General features: G+C 59.7%; 19 protein-coding genes and 1 pseudogene. 14 read left to right on the forward strand and 6 right to left on the reverse strand.

The window, feature by feature from the left end; translation table 11 throughout:
• Positions 1–2 precede the first annotated feature (2 nt).
• The 5 genes from ACFQAU_RS19665 to ACFQAU_RS19685 are packed head-to-tail and all read left to right on the forward strand — an operon-like array spanning position 3 to position 3,860.
• Entirely contained in the window at positions 3–902 is a 900-nt protein-coding gene (locus tag ACFQAU_RS19665) for an ABC transporter permease (protein WP_165935594.1), read from the forward strand.
• Between the two features lie 7 nt (positions 903–909).
• Positions 910–1,914: an ABC transporter ATP-binding protein gene (locus tag ACFQAU_RS19670; RefSeq protein ID WP_132445891.1), complete on the forward strand. Its 1,005-nt coding sequence runs from the start codon at positions 910–912 to the stop codon at positions 1,912–1,914.
• Positions 1,907–2,911: an ABC transporter ATP-binding protein gene (locus ACFQAU_RS19675; RefSeq protein ID WP_240791638.1), complete on the forward strand. Its 1,005-nt coding sequence runs from the start codon at positions 1,907–1,909 to the stop codon at positions 2,909–2,911. Before ACFQAU_RS19670 ends, ACFQAU_RS19675 begins: the two co-directional genes overlap by 8 nt.
• Positions 2,908–3,303, forward strand: a complete 396-nt coding sequence (locus tag ACFQAU_RS19680) for a LysR family transcriptional regulator (protein WP_386284665.1) — start codon at positions 2,908–2,910, stop codon at positions 3,301–3,303. The genes ACFQAU_RS19675 and ACFQAU_RS19680 overlap by 4 nt, the downstream gene beginning before the upstream one ends.
• On the forward strand, positions 3,300–3,860 hold the full coding sequence (locus ACFQAU_RS19685; protein WP_386284263.1) for a LysR substrate-binding domain-containing protein: 561 nt from the start codon (positions 3,300–3,302) through the stop codon (positions 3,858–3,860). Before ACFQAU_RS19680 ends, ACFQAU_RS19685 begins: the two co-directional genes overlap by 4 nt.
• Positions 3,861–4,082: 222 nt before the next feature.
• Here ACFQAU_RS19685 and ACFQAU_RS19690 read toward each other — a convergent pair.
• From ACFQAU_RS19690 to ACFQAU_RS19705, 4 genes and pseudogenes are all read right to left on the reverse strand, one after another.
• A pseudogene (locus tag ACFQAU_RS19690) lies at positions 4,083–4,349 on the reverse strand (transposase); the annotation flags it as partial.
• Positions 4,255–4,494, reverse strand: a complete 240-nt coding sequence (locus tag ACFQAU_RS19695; protein ID WP_132445885.1) for a transposase — start codon at positions 4,492–4,494, stop codon at positions 4,255–4,257. The gene ACFQAU_RS19695 and the pseudogene ACFQAU_RS19690, both read right to left, overlap by 95 nt.
• 222 nt (positions 4,495–4,716) lie before the next feature.
• Positions 4,717–6,015 (reverse strand): type I glutamate--ammonia ligase, encoded by a 1,299-nt coding sequence (locus tag ACFQAU_RS19700; RefSeq protein WP_386284783.1) that lies wholly within the window; start codon positions 6,013–6,015, stop codon positions 4,717–4,719.
• Positions 6,016–6,021: 6 nt separating this feature from the next.
• Positions 6,022–6,873, reverse strand: a complete 852-nt coding sequence (locus ACFQAU_RS19705) for a MurR/RpiR family transcriptional regulator (protein ID WP_132445882.1) — start codon at positions 6,871–6,873, stop codon at positions 6,022–6,024.
• A 170-nt stretch (positions 6,874–7,043) separates the two neighbouring features.
• On the opposite strand from ACFQAU_RS19705, the gene ACFQAU_RS19710 reads away from it, so the two are divergent.
• From ACFQAU_RS19710 to ACFQAU_RS19750, 9 genes are all read left to right on the forward strand, one after another.
• Positions 7,044–8,801, forward strand: coding sequence for a branched-chain amino acid ABC transporter ATP-binding protein/permease (locus tag ACFQAU_RS19710; protein WP_240791637.1), 1,758 nt, complete (start codon positions 7,044–7,046; stop codon positions 8,799–8,801).
• Entirely contained in the window at positions 8,798–9,952 is a 1,155-nt protein-coding gene (locus ACFQAU_RS19715) for an ABC transporter substrate-binding protein (protein ID WP_132445876.1), read from the forward strand. Before ACFQAU_RS19710 ends, ACFQAU_RS19715 begins: the two co-directional genes overlap by 4 nt.
• A gap of 12 nt (positions 9,953–9,964) precedes the next feature.
• Complete coding sequence (locus ACFQAU_RS19720; protein ID WP_120352517.1) at positions 9,965–10,681, forward strand: ABC transporter ATP-binding protein; 717 nt, start codon at positions 9,965–9,967, stop codon at positions 10,679–10,681.
• The gene (locus ACFQAU_RS19725; RefSeq protein WP_240791636.1) at positions 10,678–11,574 is read left to right on the forward strand and encodes a branched-chain amino acid ABC transporter permease; all 897 of its coding nucleotides are present in this window, start codon (positions 10,678–10,680) and stop codon (positions 11,572–11,574) included. The genes ACFQAU_RS19720 and ACFQAU_RS19725 overlap by 4 nt, the downstream gene beginning before the upstream one ends.
• Positions 11,575–11,576: 2 nt before the next feature.
• The gene (locus ACFQAU_RS19730; protein ID WP_120352515.1) at positions 11,577–12,344 is read left to right on the forward strand and encodes an N-formylglutamate amidohydrolase; all 768 of its coding nucleotides are present in this window, start codon (positions 11,577–11,579) and stop codon (positions 12,342–12,344) included.
• Between the two features lies 1 nt (position 12,345).
• Positions 12,346–12,984 (forward strand): cysteine hydrolase family protein, encoded by a 639-nt coding sequence (locus ACFQAU_RS19735; protein ID WP_120352514.1) that lies wholly within the window; start codon positions 12,346–12,348, stop codon positions 12,982–12,984.
• Positions 12,981–13,139, forward strand: a complete 159-nt coding sequence (locus ACFQAU_RS19740) for a hypothetical protein (RefSeq protein ID WP_206054320.1) — start codon at positions 12,981–12,983, stop codon at positions 13,137–13,139. The genes ACFQAU_RS19735 and ACFQAU_RS19740 overlap by 4 nt, the downstream gene beginning before the upstream one ends.
• A gap of 35 nt (positions 13,140–13,174) precedes the next feature.
• Entirely contained in the window at positions 13,175–14,299 is a 1,125-nt protein-coding gene (locus ACFQAU_RS19745; RefSeq protein ID WP_240791635.1) for an aspartate aminotransferase family protein, read from the forward strand.
• A gap of 551 nt (positions 14,300–14,850) precedes the next feature.
• Positions 14,851–15,039: an MbcA/ParS/Xre antitoxin family protein gene (locus tag ACFQAU_RS19750; RefSeq protein ID WP_120352513.1), complete on the forward strand. Its 189-nt coding sequence runs from the start codon at positions 14,851–14,853 to the stop codon at positions 15,037–15,039.
• A 92-nt stretch (positions 15,040–15,131) separates the two neighbouring features.
• Here ACFQAU_RS19750 and ACFQAU_RS19755 read toward each other — a convergent pair whose 3' ends face one another.
• Both ACFQAU_RS19755 and ACFQAU_RS19760 read right to left on the reverse strand, forming a co-directional pair.
• A complete protein-coding gene (locus ACFQAU_RS19755; RefSeq protein WP_417807596.1) occupies positions 15,132–16,748 on the reverse strand; it encodes an ISL3 family transposase in 1,617 nt (538 codons plus the stop codon).
• Positions 16,749–16,774: 26 nt separating this feature from the next.
• Positions 16,775–17,032 (reverse strand): MerR family transcriptional regulator, encoded by a 258-nt coding sequence (locus tag ACFQAU_RS19760; RefSeq protein ID WP_386284738.1) that lies wholly within the window; start codon positions 17,030–17,032, stop codon positions 16,775–16,777.
• Positions 17,033–17,094 lie beyond the last annotated feature (62 nt).

Below are 17,094 nucleotides of genomic sequence, written 5' to 3' on the forward strand. Positions count from 1 at the left end.
CAATGACCGATGCATCGTTAGAATCCGGCCCCGTGGCGATCCGTGAGCCAATGCGTTTCCGCGAGACACGCCGGGCGATCCGCACCTATTCGAGAAGCTTCTCCTCGATGCTGGGCCTCGTGATCGTGATCGTTTTCCTATTCATTGCCGCCTTCGGGCCATGGCTTGCGCCCTATCCGCAGGACGCCTACGGCGCGGTCGATTTCGGGGCCAAGTTGCTACCGCCTTCAGCCGAACACTTGTTTGGCACCGACCAGGTGGGGTCCGACATCCTGTCGCGGGTGCTGATCGGCGCACGCACCACATTGCAGATCGGTGTAACTGTGACTGGTATCGCCATCCTGATCGGTGTGCCGCTCGGGCTGATCGCGGGAATGACGAGCGGCTGGATATCTGAAGGGATCATGCGGGTCACCGACATCTTCCTGTCCATTCCAGGGCTGATCCTCGCCATTGCCATCGTCGGTGCGCTCGGTCCGGGGATCATCAACGCGATGATCGCGCTGTCGCTGGTCTGGTGGCCGGGTTACGTGCGCCTCGTTCAAGCCAAGACACTCAGTCAGCGCAACGAAACCTACGTGGATGCCGCCCGCGCACTTGGAGCGGGCCCATTGCGGGTCGTGTTCGTGCATGTTCTGCCGAATTGCCTGTCACCGATCATCGTCAAGGCGTCGATGGATATGGGCATGGCAATCCTCGGAGCTGCATCACTCGGGTTCCTCGGTCTTGGCGCGCAGCCGCCCTATCCCGAATGGGGCGCTATGATCTCGACCGGGCGGGCCTATCTGCCGGACTGGTGGTGGGCCACATTCTTTCCAGGGCTAGCGATCTATTTGACGGTGCTGGGGTTCAACCTGATGGGCGACGGGTTGCGCGACGTCTTCGACCCACGACAGAGGTAAGCAGAGCATGACCGACCATCCGCTTCTCGACATCCGCGATTTCTCGCTGGTCTTCGACACATTCGACGGCACCTACCATGCCATCGACGGTGTGAACCTGTCACTGCAGCGGGGAGAGGCGCTAGGCCTCGTCGGCGAAACCGGCTGCGGCAAATCGGTACTAACACGCGCCGCCTTCGGCCTGGTCCCGTCGCCGCCCGCACGCATTACTGGCGGATCCGTGCAACTTCAGGGGCGTGAGCTTCTGGGCCTGTCGGATCGCGCTCTGCGACAGGTGCGCGGGCGTGAGGTAGCGATGATCTTTCAGGATCCGATGACCTATCTCAATCCGGTGTTTCGGGTCGGTACGCAACTGGTAGACGCGATCCGCGCACAGTCGGGCGGGCAGACTAAACGTGACGAGGCAAAAGCGATCGCGCTAGACATGCTGGAAAAGGTCCAACTGCCGAACCCCAATCGCCAATTCGCCGCCTATCCGCACGAATTGTCAGGCGGAATGCGCCAGCGGGTGCTGATCGCGATGGCGCTGGCGGCGAAACCGAAATTGTTGATCGCCGACGAACCCACGACCGCGCTAGACGTGACAATTCAGGCGCAGATACTCGATCTGATGGCGGAACTCGTCGCCGATATGGGACTGACAATGATCATGATCTCGCATGACCTGGGGGTCGTCGCTCAGGTCTGTTCTCGAATCGCTGTCATGTATGCTGGCAAGATCGTTGAGGATGCGCCGGTCGCGCGAATATTCGATGCACCAGCACATCCATATACCAAAGGCCTGCTGGCCGCCCTTCCGCATCCGTTCCGCCGGCAGGACCGATTGGAATCGATCCCCGGCACCCTCCCGGACCTCCTGCACCCACCGGCGGGCTGCCTGTTTGCAGCGCGATGCCCACATGCGGCACCGATCTGCGCCAAGCCTGTGCCGATGCGCGAAATCGACTATTCTCACCGGGTCGCCTGCACCCTCTACGACCCTGCCCGCGAGAAGGACCGCGCCGATGCTTGAGCCGATCACGACCCGCCCGCCCGACGGCCCCGCGATGCTGTCGATCCGCGATCTGGACGTTCATTTCCCGCTGGCCAACGGGCAACTCGTGCGCGCCGTTGAACAGCTTTCGCTGACCCTGCGCGCAGGCGAGACTGTGGGGCTTGTCGGCGAAAGCGGATCGGGAAAGACGACCGTGGGCAAGACCGCACTGCGGCTGGTTAAACCGACCGCCGGGCACATCGAGATCGGCGGAATGGACGTGATTGACGTCTCGGCCCGCGACCTAAGGAAACTTCGGCAAAAGGCGCAGATCATCTTTCAGGATCCGCATTCGTCGCTGAATCCGCGTATGACCATCCGCCGCGCTGTGTCCGAGGGGCTAATCCTAAACACCGACCTACGGGGTCGTACCCTGCGCGACCGAGTGTCGGAAACGTTAACTTCTCTCGGCCTGCCGGCGCAGTTTCATGATCGCTATCCACACGAATTGTCGGGCGGGCAGAAACAACGCGTCTGCATCGCCCGCGCACTGGTGCTAGATCCGGATCTTCTGGTGCTGGACGAACCGACATCGGCGCTGGATGTGTCGGTACAAGCGCAGATCCTTGGCATCCTCAAAGATCTGCGCGACACCCGGCCGTCGCTGACCCAGCTTTTCATCTCGCACAATCTGGCCGTGATCCGGTTCCTGTGCGAAAGGGTCGCGGTGATGTATCTGGGTCGCATCGTCGAGGAAGGACCGGTTGAGCAGGTGTTCGACGCGCCCGCTCACCCCTATACCCGTGCTCTGCTGTCAGCCGTGCCGGTGCCCGAAGCGGTCAAGCGACCTGATCGGATGCGCCTGAGCGGCGACATCCCCAGCCCTACTAATGTTCCGAAGGGCTGTGCCTTTCACACTCGTTGCCCGATCGCGGAAAAGGGGTTGTGCGACACGACGCCGCCGCCCGCCCTGACACCCGGGCCCGGGCGCATGGCACTTTGCCACTTCGCCGACAGAACGACGGAGCAAACATGAGTTTCCCCCTTGATCGGCTGGCGCTGCAGCTCGACTGGAACCTGTTGCTGACATTCATGGTCATCGTCCAAGAACGATCGATCACCGGCGCTGCGCAGCGGTTGAACGTGTCGCAGCCTTCGGTGTCGTCAGCTCTGCGCCGGCTGGAGGAACGGCTGGACCAGCGGCTGATTGACCGTGGAGGCGGACAGGCATTCCGCGTAACCCGGGCGGGCGAGGCCGTCTATCGTGAAGTGCTGGAAATTTACGGCGGCGTCGTTCGGCTGAACGATCTGACTGCCGATGGTGGCAGAGCGCTGTCGGGAACGGTGGTGGTACACCGGTCTTCGCATTTGGAAATGGACGACATAACCCCCTGCTGGAAGAGTTTCGCCGCCAGCATCCCGACGTGACGCTATTGCTTCGCTCTACCCCCTGTCACGAGGTAGCACAGGCGTTGCAGCAGCGCGCGTCGTCAGTTGGGTTCTGCACGCGCGTGGATCCGACGATTCACCGGTTGCGCGCACAACCGCTGAAGCCGCTGGAATTCGGTGTCTATTGCGGCCCCGAACACCCGCTTTTCCGCCAGAAGGAGATCGACCCCGCGATTCTCGCTGCATCGGATGTGGTCGGCTATGAAGAGGACCGAATGGCGGGCGCGCTCTCCACGCTGACGGTATGGCGGGTGCGCCACGGGATCGGCGACCGCTTCATCGCTGCCGCCACCGGTATCGTCGACCTATCGGAACTAATCGAAAGCGGCACCGCCATCGGTTGCATGGCCCGGGGACACGCGATCCGCTATGGTGCGAGACTCTGGCAGATCCCGGTGCCGGTGTCGCCGCCGCTGGTGGACGTATTTTCGTTGGTGGATACGGAGCGGCACATGACCCCGGTGGAATATGAACTGCTGAAATTCCTCGAAACAGCCGGAATGGTGACGCTTCCGACACGCCGTTCTGATATCTGAGGCGGAGCTTATATCAGTCGCCCTGTATCAGCGCGGGTCTGGCGCTGTGCATGCTTCTGTCCGTGATCTGCGTATTGCACTCATATGATGCGGTTGGCTTTGGCTCGGGAAAGCCCATCTCCGTTGCGGCTTCAGGTTCAAGTTAGGATTTCTGTCGGCTTTTCCCTAACCACGTCCCTTCAGGGGCGCCTTCCTTGCGGAAGGATTGGTGTTCCTTGGCTGTCAGGCAGTTCTAAACTCTGTGCCGTCCATCCACTTCCGATGCATGATGACGGCCAATTTCCTCGCGAGGGCGATTTTGGCGCGCTTTGCGCCACGTCGAGCGGCAACGCGCATCACCCATGCCTTGAGCGGGATCCACCGGTTGGTTCTCACCAGCATCACATGCGCCGCTTCATAAAGCGCAGCCCGCACACTGGCATCGCCAGCCTTGGTGATCGACGTGACGCGATCCGTTTCGCCGGATTGATATCGTCGTGGCGTCAGGCCAAAATGGCTCGTCCGCATCCGGCGCGAGTAGCAACAGCTTTCCTTGTTCGGCCTGTCGGCGCCACGCCGATAGCTGGTTCGGAAGAATGCCATATCGCTCTGCGACAGCGTTCACCGTTGCACCTACCTCAAGCGTGTCCGCCACCGCCTGCGCCTTCGCGGTGTCCGACTATCGGCGGTGACCCGACGCATAAATCTCAACTCCCAGTGATTGGAGAAACGAATTTGTAGCGCACTTTGCGAAACGCACTACCCATCATAAGATGGGCTCGTTCTCGCAGCTCGGATCACACCCTACAACGCGCCCCTGGGCCACCGCTGACACATGTTCTCCGGCATGCAGCGCCTGACGGTGGGGTACGCTTCATTAGTAAACTTCTTCATAGGCGACACAGCGGGTGGCGGTGTCTTTACCCTCCAATGCGGCTAGCTCGCCGCGTTTGTGGGCGGTATAGACAGCGGCGAAGTCGGCCGGGAACCATCCCCGCACGGTTGCATTGTCTTCGAATCTTTGCAGAGCTTCAGTCAGGGTTTCAGGCAGCCGTATATAGCCGCGCTCTGCTAAGGCATCGGCGGAGAGGGTGGACAGGTCTTCTTCTGTGACCTGCGGCGCGGGCAGGGCATCTTCGATGCCCTGCGCCCCGGCATGGATGATCGCCGCGAGGGCAAGATGCGGTGAGGCGGTGGCATCGGCGGCGCGGTATTCGAAGTTATATTGCCGCGCGACGCTGGAGCTGTCCTGCGCCGTCACCGGACAAATCCGCACTGAGGCTTCGCGGTCACGGAAGCCCAGGTTGTTGTAGGCGGCGGACCAACGGTGCGGCGTCAGCCGCAGGTAGGACACGTCCGAGGGCGCTGTCAGTGCGATGATGCTGTCGAGGTATTTTAGCACCCCAGCGATGAATGCGCCGGTAGCCTGCGACATTCCAGCGACGCCCTGGGCGTCATAGGTGGCCGGCTCGCCGGCGTCGTCGAGAAAGCTCAGATGGATGTGCACGCCGTTGCCAACGCCCGCAGGATTGCGGATCGGGGTGAAAGTCACATCTTCGCCCAACCGTTGTGCGGTCATCCGCGTGACTTCGCGCAGAATAACGGCCTGATCGGCGGAGCGGTGGTCCTGCGCCGGATCATTGGTAACTTCGAACTGGTTGGCACCGTATTCTTTCATGAAGGTGTCGGCCCCCAGTCCGCTTTGACCGAGCGCGGCCATTAGCGTTTCGCCGAAAACCCGGCGTTCGGAGAACACCGAATGGCCAAAGGCACCGCCGGGTTGATCGCCGCTCGTCTTGAACTGGAATTCGTGCTCAAACGCGGAGACGAGCCTGAGGCCGCTCGCATCTTTGAGCCTTTTTAGCGCGGTCTTGAGCAAAGAGCGCGTACAGAAATCCCAGGGCTTGCGGTCGAGATCCGTGATGTCGCCCAGCATGATCCGCTCAACCGGGCCGCCGTCTTCGAAATCAAGCTCGACGCCGGCCTCTTCGTCGGGGATCAGCAACAGATCGCCTAGCGAGCCGAAGGGGCTTTCCGCGATAGTATCGAAACAGGTGATCATCACGTTGGTCGGGGTCCAGCCGACGCCTCGTTTGGCGCGTTTGGCAAGGTCTGCCAATGGGAACGCCTTGCCGCGAGTTTTGCCGGCCAGGTCTGAGGTGGCGGCGAAAATCAGGGGGTCTTAATCATCTTTGATAACTCCAAAATCCAACCGGAAGGAATCCCATTCCTCGATCCGGCTTTTCGTGAGGTCCCAGTTGTCGCCCGCGATGCGCGTCAACAGGGCCTCGAGCAGTGCCAGGGCACCGGTGTAGCTGTCCCACAGGGTGCTGACGTCAATTGAGGCGGCGAGGACTTCGCTGGCCTGTGCTGAAATCGGTGAGAGCCATTCATCGGTCATCAACACGATCTGAATATTGCGTGCCTGAGTAGCCTTAAACGTCAGCGCGGCCAGATTGTGCTGGTAACGCCGGAAGTCGATCACGAAGAGCACGTCTTTAGCGCGCATTCGCAACAAGTATTCCGGCCAAACGTCGGGATCGGGAGGCAGATGGAACACCTTGGCGCGGATCTGGCGTAAGTGGCGCGAGAGATATTGCGCTAGCGGGTCGCTCATCCGTCCGCCGATCACAAAGATGCTGCGTTTCTCGTCTGCCAGCAATGCGGCAATGCGTGCGAACTGAGCTTCGGACACTGCTTTGTTTGCGCTTTTTACAAGGGTGCAAACCCGCTCGAGAAAATTTTCTAAAAACGCACCTTCAATCGGGGCGCTAGACGCCTGTAGGTCAACAGGGGAGCGCTGGCCCTGTTTCAGCTCGCCGATCAGATGGCGCTGGAAATCTTGATAGCCGTGAAATCCCAGCTTGCTGACAAAACGTGAGATCGTGGGCGGCGAGGTGTTGGTGGCGCGAGCGAGTTCCTGGATTGGTTCCAACCCGGCAAACGGATAGTCAAGCAAGAGTGCGGTCGAAAGCTTGCGCTCAGTCGCGGTTAGATCGCCCGACAATTTCTCTATGCGTTCGCGAACTTGCATCGACTCTCCTTTTTCAGAGAAGGAAGCATTTATGAAAAGGTCTTGTCAAGGATGGTAATATCGTTGACTTTGAAAAATTCGGTCACTATGCTGGCCGAAATTGAACTGCGAGATTCGATATGATCACTGCACCACGCAAGCATATATTTGCCTCAGTTCTGGGGATTGTCGTGCTTGTTATCGCGGCAACTCTGATCGCGTCGTCGATTGGCGCGGCGAGTGAGCGGATGCTGACCGTATTCTACATTGCGCTGATTGCGGTTGCCGGCATGGGGGTCTACAGCGGCAATTCCGGCATCCTCAGTTTCGGGCATCTCTCGTTCATGGCGATCGGAGCCTACGCGGCCTCTTTGCTGACGCTTCCGACGCAACTTAAGATCGCGACGCTGCCGAAATTGCCTACCTGGCTCGCGACAACGGAGGTGGGGATTTTCTCTGCGACGATCGTCGCGATCTTGCTGACATGCGTGGTGGCGGCGGTCGTCGGTCTGGCGATCGGCAAGTTAGAAGGGTCGGCTGCGGTGATCGCGACGCTGGGGCTTTTGATCATCGTGCATGGGGTCGCCATTGGCTGGCGCGATGTCACCCGCGGATCGCAAACGTTCTTTGGCATCCCCGCAGTCACCACGCTTTGGGTCGCGGCTGGGGGCGTGGTGCTGGCGTTGATCGTAGCGCGGCTGTATCGCGATTCAGTGTCGGGACTGCGGCTACGGGCCGGACGGGAAAACGCCATTGCTGCCAGTGCGGTAGGAATTCGGATCCGGCGCGAGCGGCTGTTTGCCTTTGTGCTGAGTGCGGCCCTCATGGCCTTATCAGGCGCTTTGCTCGCGCATTTTCTGGGTGCGATCAGCCCCAAGAAATTCTATTTCACCGATACCTTCCTGTTGCTGGCGATGCTGATTGTCGGCGGCATGACGACCGTTACTGGGGCAATAACCGGTGCAGTGGCGATCACGCTGGTGACCGAGGTTCTTCGCCGGTTCGAGAGTGGGTTCTCCTTGGCCGGGCTTGAGGTTCCAGCGGTCTTTGGCACCACTCAGATTGGCATCGGCCTGATCATTCTTTTCGCGATGTTCCGCAAGCCTGACGGTTTGGCGGGCCTGAAGGAATGGGAGGAACGGCTGTTCCCACACCGCCCTATGCCTGAGGAAGAATCCAAGATTGCAAAGAACGCGAGCACCGAACCGTTGGTGGCCAAGGGCATGACCATGCAGTTCGGCGGGCTCACGGCGGTGAATAATGTGGATATAACGCTGACTCCCGGCGAGATTACCGGGCTGATCGGGCCGAACGGATCGGGCAAGACGACGCTGATGAACATGCTGTCAGGAGTGCTGGTGCCGACCAAGGGTGAGGTTCACCTTGGCTCTGAGGCGCTGACCGGGCTTGCGTCGCAAGACATCGCCGATCATGGCATCGCGCGGACCTTCCAGAATATCCGACTGTTCGAAACCTTGAGTGTGTTCCAGAACGTGCTGGTGGCGGCACTGTCGACACGTGGCGGGCACAACGCCGAGGCCCGCACACGCGCCGCGCTGGAACGGATGGGCGTGACCCGCCATGCGAACGCAGATGCGGGTACGCTGTCTTATGGCGATCAGCGACGGGTCGAGATTGCCCGCGCGCTGGCTTGTGAGCCGTCGTTGCTGTTTCTGGATGAGCCGGCGGCGGGGATGAACCGCGATGAAACCGATGACTTGATGGAAACCCTGCGCGGTCTGACCCGTGATCTCAGGCTGGGGATCTTGCTGGTCGATCACGATCTGAAACTAATCAACCAGCTTTGCGACCGGTTGGTGGTGCTGAACGAAGGGCACAAGATCGCCGAAGGGACCCCGGCAGAGATTCAGAACGATCCGGCCGTAATTGAGGCCTATCTCGGCCCAAAACAAGAAGACAACGGCAACCAACTGGAGGAAGTTCAATGAAAAAGACAATACTTGCATCAACCTTAGTGGCGGCGGCCCTTGCCGGACCGACCTTTGCTGAAACCCTGAAGATTGGGCTGGCAACCGCTCAGACTGGCGGATTGGCGGGCTATGACGGGCCGGTGATCGAGGGCGTGCATATTGCTGTGGACGAGATCAACGCCGAAGGCGGGATCAACGGCAACATCAAGATCGAACTGGTAGAGAAAGACGTGCGCTCGGATGCAGCGCAGACCGCCATCGCAGTGCAGGAACTGGCCGACGAGGGCGTGTCAGTGATCGTGCTGCCGTGTGACGCCGACCCGGCGCTGGCCTCGATTGGGACAGTGACTTCAGCGCAGATTCCAGCGATTTCGACCTGTGCTTCTTCGCCCACCCTGCCGATGATCGGCGGCGGCTTCATGTTTGCCAACTTCCCCGGCGACAACGTGCAAGCCACGGTGTCCGCCGAATGGGCGCGCGAGCAGGGCCATGAGACAGCCTATATTATCTATTCGCCAGACAGCCAGTATACCACCATGCCGCTATACTTCAGCGACGTGTTCGAGGCTTTGGGCGGCGAGGTTCTCGGCCAGGACACCCATTCCATCGGTCAGCAGGATTTTTCGGCGATTGCGACCCGGATCGCGGCGCTTGATCCGCAGCCCGATGTCATCATGACCTCATCTTACGAGCCCGACTTTCCGTCGATGCTCAAGGCACTGCGCGCGGCGGGCGTAACCAGTCAGATGATCGGTTCGGACGGCATCGACAGCCCGACGACCTTTTCGTTGGGCGATGTCGGCGAGGGGGTGGTGTTCACCACTGCCGGACATGCAACCGAGGGCAACCCGCTGGCTGAGTTTAACGCCAAATATGAGGCCGCGACCGGCAGCCCGTCGGAAACCGTGTTCAATGCCGTGGGCTATGATCTGGTGATCGTGGTCGCCGAGGCGGTCAAGGCGGCGGGGACAACCGATCCGATTGCCATCCGCGATGCCCTGGCCGAGCTGGAGAACGTGCGCGGCGCGACCAGTCTGATCACCTACAAAGGCACCAACGGCATGCCAGTGCGCGAGGTGACTCTGATCCGTGTCACCGATGGTGAACGTGAGCTTGTGGGCCAGCCGAGCCCGACCGCTGAGCTGATTCCAGCACCGCGGATGCAATAAGGGTCAATGGCCATGACATCGCTTCTATCTGTCCAGTCCCTTGCGGTCAGCTACGGCCCGATTGAAGCGGTGCGGGGGATCGACTTTGAGATCAAGGAAGGCGAGATCGTGGCCTTCCTTGGCGCCAACGGTGCGGGCAAATCCTCGACCTTGAATGCACTGGTGGGGCTGGTGCCCGTGGCCAGCGGCGCGGTTTATTTCAAGGGCAAAGACATCACCGATTGGGCGCCGGAATTGCTAGCGCCGGCGGGAATGACGCTGTCGCCTGAGGGGCGGCGGGTGTTTGGCTCCTTAAGCGTAGCGGAAAATTTGCGGATGGGGGCCTTTGCGATCACCGACAAGGCGGCGGTCAAGTCCGCATGGGATCGGGTCTACGACCTTTTTCCAATTCTGCACGAACGCCGCGACCAGTTCGCGGGTACCCTGTCGGGAGGGCAGCAACAGATGCTCGCCGTGGGGCGGGCGCTGATGAGTAATCCCAAACTGTTGTTGCTGGACGAGCCCTCGCTGGGGCTCGCGCCGAAGATCATCGGGCAGGTGTTCGAGCTGATAGAACGGCTGCGCGGGCAGGGCGTCACGCTCGCGGTGGTCGAACAGAACGTCGCAATGGCGCTTGAAGTGGCTGACCGCGGCTATGTCTTTGCCAATGGCCAGATCGTGGCCGCGGGCAGTGCCGCCGATCTGGCGCAGTCCGACACCTTAAAATCTGCCTATCTGGGAGGCGAATGATGGACTTGCTTTTGCAACAGACGGTCAATGCCTTCGCCTTGGGCGGCACCTATGCGCTGCTGGCGTTGGGGCTCGCGGTGGTCTTTTCGATCATGGGGCTGATTAACTTTGCCCACGGTGAATTGATGACGATTTCCGGCTATACGCTGATGTATTGTGGCATTGCCGGTGTATCGTTCCTGCTGGCTGTGCCGTTGGCGATTGCGGTGGCGATGATCGCCGCAGTGTTGATGGAGCGGATCGCCTTCCGCCCCGTTCGCAACAGTTCCGGCGCGACGATGCTGGTGACCAGCTTCGCGGTTTCGATGATCTTGCAAGTGCTGTTCCAGAACCTGATCTCGACCCGGTCGCAACCGGTGATCTTGCCGCAGGTGCTTTCGGATTCCATCACCCTTGGTGGGTTGGTGATCGGGGTGAACAAGATTGCGGCGATCGTGGCGACGATCGTGATGCTGATCTTTCTCGATATATTCATGAAGCGGCAAAAGACCGGCATCGCGATGCGGGCCGCGGCCGAGGATTTCAACGTTGCGCGGCTGATGGGCATCCGCGCCAATACGGTGATCGCGGGCGCCTTTGCCCTGTCGGGGCTGCTGGCCGGGGTGGCGGCGGTGCTTTGGGTTTCACAGCGATCTTCTGTGGCACCGCATATGGGCTTCCTGCCGGTGGTAAAAGCCTTTATCGCCGCGATCCTTGGCGGGCTCGGCAGCCTTCGTGGGGCTGTGGCAGGAGGGTTCTTGTTGGGGTTCATCGAGATCTATCTGGCCGCCTTCCTGCCGCCGGCGATGCAGGAATTCCGCGACCCCATTGGGCTGAGCATCGTCGTGCTTGTCCTGCTGTTCAGGCCTAACGGATTGATCCCGGCGGCTTCCCTTAAAAGTGTAAAGGTTTGACGATGACGCTGGACACGACACGGCCCCTGCTGGGGGCGGATGATCCCGCCCCGGTCACGGTGCTCAATCCCGATAGCAACCATCCGGTGCTGCTGGTGTGCGAACATGCCGGACGAGCGGTGCCGCAGGCGCTGAACGGGCTTGGTATGAAGGCGGACGACCGCGACAGTCACGTGGGCTGGGATATCGGTGCCGAAGCGGTGACACGGCTGATGGCCGAGACGCTCAACGCGCCGGCGGTGCTGCAATCCTACAGCCGCTTGGTGATCGACTGTAACCGCCCGCCCGAGGCCCCCGATGCGATCCCGGAAAGCAACCATGGGGTGTCGGTGCCGGGCAACCGTGCACTCGACAACGCAGCCCGCGTCGCTCGGGTGCGGGAGATTTTTGAGCCTTTCCAGGAAAAGGTTGCGGAATACCTGCGTCAGCCGTCGCGCCGGATGGTGCTGGCAATCCACAGTTTCACCCCGACATTGGGCAAGACCTCGCGTCCTTGGGAAATTGGTTTTCTGTTCCGACACGAGACCCATGCCTCGACCCATTTGGCGCGATTGGTTCAAGAGGCGCGACCCGAGTTAACCATCGGCATGAATGAGCCCTATCAGATTGACGACGAGTCCGACTGGTTCGTGCCCCAGCACGGCGAGGCCAGCGGTCTGCCGCATTCGCTAATTGAAATTCGCAATGACCAGATCAGGGATTCCCAAGGCCGGGCGGCTTGGGCAGAGACCCTAAGCACAGCCATTAACCGCTATCTCAAGGAAGTCTAACATGACGTTGACACGCAATGTTCCCCTCGTTCCGGCGCAATCGGCGCTTTTGTACGTGGATGTCCAGAATTTTTCGGCTCATCGAGACGGTGCTGAATTCGACGGCCTGACTGAGGAAGAATTTCAAGCCAAGCACGGCTGGCTGTTTGAACAGCTCGAAGAGGTGATTCCGCGGATGCAGGCGCTGCAAAAGGCCTTCCGCGAAAAGCAGATCGAAGTGATGTACACCACGATCGAAAGCCTGACGCTGGACGGGCGCGACCGCAGCCTTGATTACAAGATCACCGGCTTCAACGTGGCCAAGGGCTCATGGGATGGCAAAGTGATCGATCAGATTGCGCCGGGCGAGGACGAGATTGTGTTCCCGAAATCCTCCTCCTCTGTCTTTGTTTCGACCCATATCGACTATGTGCTGCGCAATCTGGGTGTAAAGCAACTGGTGATCTGCGGGTTGCTGACGGATCAATGCGTTGAAGGTGCGATCCGCGATGCCTGTGATCTGGGCTATCTGGTAACCCAAGTGACCGATGCCTGCGCCACCGAAAGCCAGGCCCGACAGGATAATTCGATTTCTACCATTAAGGGGTACTGCCGCCAGGTGGCCACGCAAGAACTACTCGAAGAGTTGAAGGCCCTATGACCGACGTCGCCCTGATCGCGCGGGATGGGGCCGCATTGTCGGCATTGCAAAAACTTCGGTTTTTTCCGCTGGCTGTCACGGGCGGTTCGGGCTGCACCCTGATTGAGGAGGGCGGCCGCGAGCTGCTTGATCTGTCGGCGTCCTGGGGGCTGTAAGTCTTGGTCATAGTCATCCGGCCCTGCGCGCGGCCGTGGATGGTGCGCTGTCGGATCAAGCGGGTGCGTCGATCCTGTCGGGAACCAACGAACCGGCGGTGGCGCTGGCTGAACGGCTATTGCAGCTGACCCCGGGGGCGGGGGAGCGACGGGTCTGGCTGGGGCATTCTGGCAGCGATGCCAATGAAACCGTGGCACGGGTGGTGCCGGCAGCAACCGGGCGGACGCGGATGATGGCGTTTTCCGGCGCCTACCACGGCGGAACGCAAGGCTCGATGGCGGTTTCCGGACATACCGCGCAAGAGGGGGTCGCGAAATCAGGTGGCCTGACATTGGTGCCTTACCCCGATCCATTTCGGCCCCTTGAGGGTGATGCCAGCGGCGCCGCGTTGCTGGCGCATATCGAACATTTGCTTACCACCACTTGCCCCGGAGAGGACGTGGGTTGTTTCTTTATTGAACCGATACAGGCCGACGGCGGGTTGATCGTGCCGCCTCCAACTTTCCTGAAGCGTCTGGCAGAAATCTGCGAGCGCTACGGCATCCTGACCGTCTGCGACGAGGTCAAAGTTGGGCTGGCGCGAACCGGCAGGCTGCATTGTTTCGAGCATGAGGATTTTATGCCCGACATCGTGGTTCTGGGAAAAGGGCTGGGCGGCGGGCTGCCAATCTCGGCAGTGATCGGGCCGGCCGAAATTATGGATCACACAACAGCGTTTTCAATGCAGACGCTCCATGGCAATCCCGTCTGCGCTACAGCGGCGCTGGCGGTTTTATCCGCGATTGAAGATAACGGTCTTGCGGCTCGGGCGCAAAGCGTGGGCGATGTTCTGATGGCCGAGATCGCCAGCGCGACGGCGCATCTGCCGCAGGTTGGCGATATCCGGGGCCGCGGCTTGGCCATCGGCGTTGAGCTGATAGCTGCGGATAGCAACGCGGTTGATGCGGACTTGGCCCGAAAGACTGTGTTCCGGGCTTGGCAACTGGATGCGGTGTTCTACTACGTCGGGATGCATTCGAACGTGCTGGAACTGACGCCCCCTTTGATCTTGAGCGAGGCTGAGGCCAAGCGCGGCGCAGCGATCTTGGCGCAGGCGGTCGAAGACGCGTTGGCAGGACGGGTGAGCGATGCTGAAGTTGTTAGGTTCGCTGGCTGGTAACAACACAAACTTTGGCTTCCGTCGATTCGGTCGCCAAAAAATGCAGGCGCATCGGGTGGGCAAGAATCCACTTGGAAAACCGTCAAGAATGCAGCGTTTGCGACTGTGCTGAGGTGAGCTGGATGCAAGTGGCGGTATCCAAGGTTAGATGCATTGTACGTTTATCTTTCACTAAGCCATTTTATTGCAAGATTACCTTTCGTATGATTCTTATTTGGCCCGCCATTCGAGAAGGCGTGATCACCTTGAACCGCCCCTAATTCGAGGTTTTCATTGGATGCCGTCGCGTCATGGGAAAATTCCGCGAGGAGAGCGCCCTGGATGAAACAGCGCGCCAATCCATTCCCTATACGCATCAGAAAAATTATCATGCCCATTCATATCCTACTCATGCTTTGCCCGTGAAGACGCGGAGAGTGTGCGCTTCTTGACTGTCTCAGGTGTCACAAGGTCATAAACTGCCTGAGACTTCATATTTTTGTGCCTATAGTTATCATGCTGTGACAGCGTTAGGTTCACCATGATCTTAGGACGTTAAGAGGAGGGCGCCGATGACTAGAGATCAGTTGATTGAGATGGCGAAGCGCGTGCTGAAATCTGAAGATCGTGCACAAGAATGGCTGTCACGCCAGCATCCGTTATTGAACATGCATGCACCCCAAGATCTGCTGAGCAGCCATTTTGGTCGTGATCGCGTAGAGCATCTTCTGGTGAGGATTGAGGCCGGTTTTGCTGTCTGAGGTATCGGCTCCGCTATTTGGCAACCTAACATGTGTATGCGCCAAATGCCCTTGAAGGGCTGCTGTCGCGTAGCCCTTAATTGGGCTCTGCCTCAATCTGTGTGGCGGAACGGTAGCATTCTCGCCCGCAACAATTCTGGACCGGCTCGACCGTACATGGCGCGTTTGAGCGTCTTCAGGCGATTGATCTGACCTTCTGCTTGGCCGTTGCTCCATGGCATCTCGATGGCGTTTTTGACTGCATCGAAGTCCCGGTTCAATGTGCGGGCAAAGCGCACGATGGGCGCCAGATCGGTTTCGATCGCGTTGTCGATCCATGCTGGGAGCGGGTCTGCTTGGCGGCTGCGCAGGATACCGTTGAACCGCATGGCGAGACTTCGCATCGTTGCGAAGGCGGGAGAACCGGCCTTGAGCGCGTCGACTTTCCGCGCTTGATCCGGGGTGAGCTTTCCGCGGGGTTTGATGCACAGCGCGGCTGCGATGACCGGGGAAATCGCGTGCCCCGTTTCCGGGTCCCGGACTGGCTTAAGGATTTCGTGCTCTACCTTGGAGTCGCTCCCTTGCTGTTCTGCTTTTCGCCAGCCCGCCAACAGACGCTGCAAATGCGACTGACTCCCCTCGTAACCGCGCTCTCGGATCAGACGGAACAGGGCGCTGCCAGTTCGAATGCCCTCCTTCCAGCTTTGGCTCAGGAACTCTTCAAAGTACCACGGCGATGTCGGCTTCAAAGCGGCCCGCCTGCGGTCCGGTGGTGTCTCGAACTGCAGCCATTTCGCGATGCTGCGACGCGGGAACCCTGTTCGCCGCCCGATCTCGCTGCATGAAAGCCCCTGATTTCGGAGCGCATGAATGGTGGCGAAAATCTCTTCCCGAGACGTCCTATGCGCCAGGCGTGACTTCAGAAGGCTGCCGGCTGCGGTGATGTTGTCGGCGTCGGACAGCAGCGCCCTGCCGGTCGCACGGCCGTGAAGGTTCATTTGCTCCTCGATGGCCTGCCGCAGGTTTTGTACGATATGGAACCGGTCAGCGACCTGCTTCGCCTGCGGTGCCCCTTGCCGTGCTGCCTGGGCGTAGAGACCGCAGCGATCTCTGCTGATCACTTCCACCTCGGGGTGTCGCTTCAGCCAGTTGGTGCAGCTGACGACATCTCGATCCTCAAGAATGTCGATCACCACGCGACGCTCCAGATCCACAATGATCGTGCCGTAGGTTTGCGATTTCCGCCAACTCCAGTCGTCGATCCCGATGACTGTCGGCGACTCGCCACTGTCTTGGGCACGGTTCTTCAGCTGCCTAAGCACCGTGTCATCGCTGACTCCAAGGCCCAAACGATGCAACAACCGCTCGGCTGGCCGTCCGCCGCTCGCATGCCCAAGATGGGTGACAATCTCCCCGACACGCGAAGTACGACGTGCAAATGGACGCGCAATCGAGGCGATTTGGTCTGAGAATGTCCGGCGTGGGCAAGCGGGTGCCTGACATCGCCAACGGCAAATTGCGAGATCAACCGTTACCTCGTCTCCATGCGCGGGATAATCCTGCAGCCGCCGACGCCGCCAGCCGTGACGTCGGCGTGAATGCAATCCACAGTCTGGGCAAATGCCGTTGGGAGCCAAGACGCCAGATACAATCCACCCGCCTCTTTCACTTCGCTCAACGCTTTGAACGGCAACATCGCTCCCGGGCGACCAGTGCTTCTTCGAACTCACAACTATACCTCCTGAATTTTCCAGTTTCAGGATAGTTGCGCCACACAAAGTGAGGCAGAACCGATTAAAGGGCAACGCGACAGCTGCGCTCTTGAGCCCCTGTTTTTATATATTTCTAACCAAACTCTTATATCTTCAAGCTTCATTCCGAACCGACGACCTCGCAAGATCAGCTTGAACCGCGCGATCTGTTTGCGATCATAACTTCGTTCACGCCCTTGTAGCGTGGGTTTGAGAAGTTCGAGATATTCGTAATACCGCAGGGTTCGGGGGTGACGTCGAATTTCCCGACCATCTCTTTGAAGGTGAGCGTTTCGTCATCGGACTTGTTCATGGCGTCACTCCG

It is taken from the genome of Sulfitobacter profundi (assembly GCF_042661425.1).
GTDB classification, from domain to species: Bacteria; Pseudomonadota; Alphaproteobacteria; order Rhodobacterales; family Rhodobacteraceae; genus Sulfitobacter; species Sulfitobacter profundi.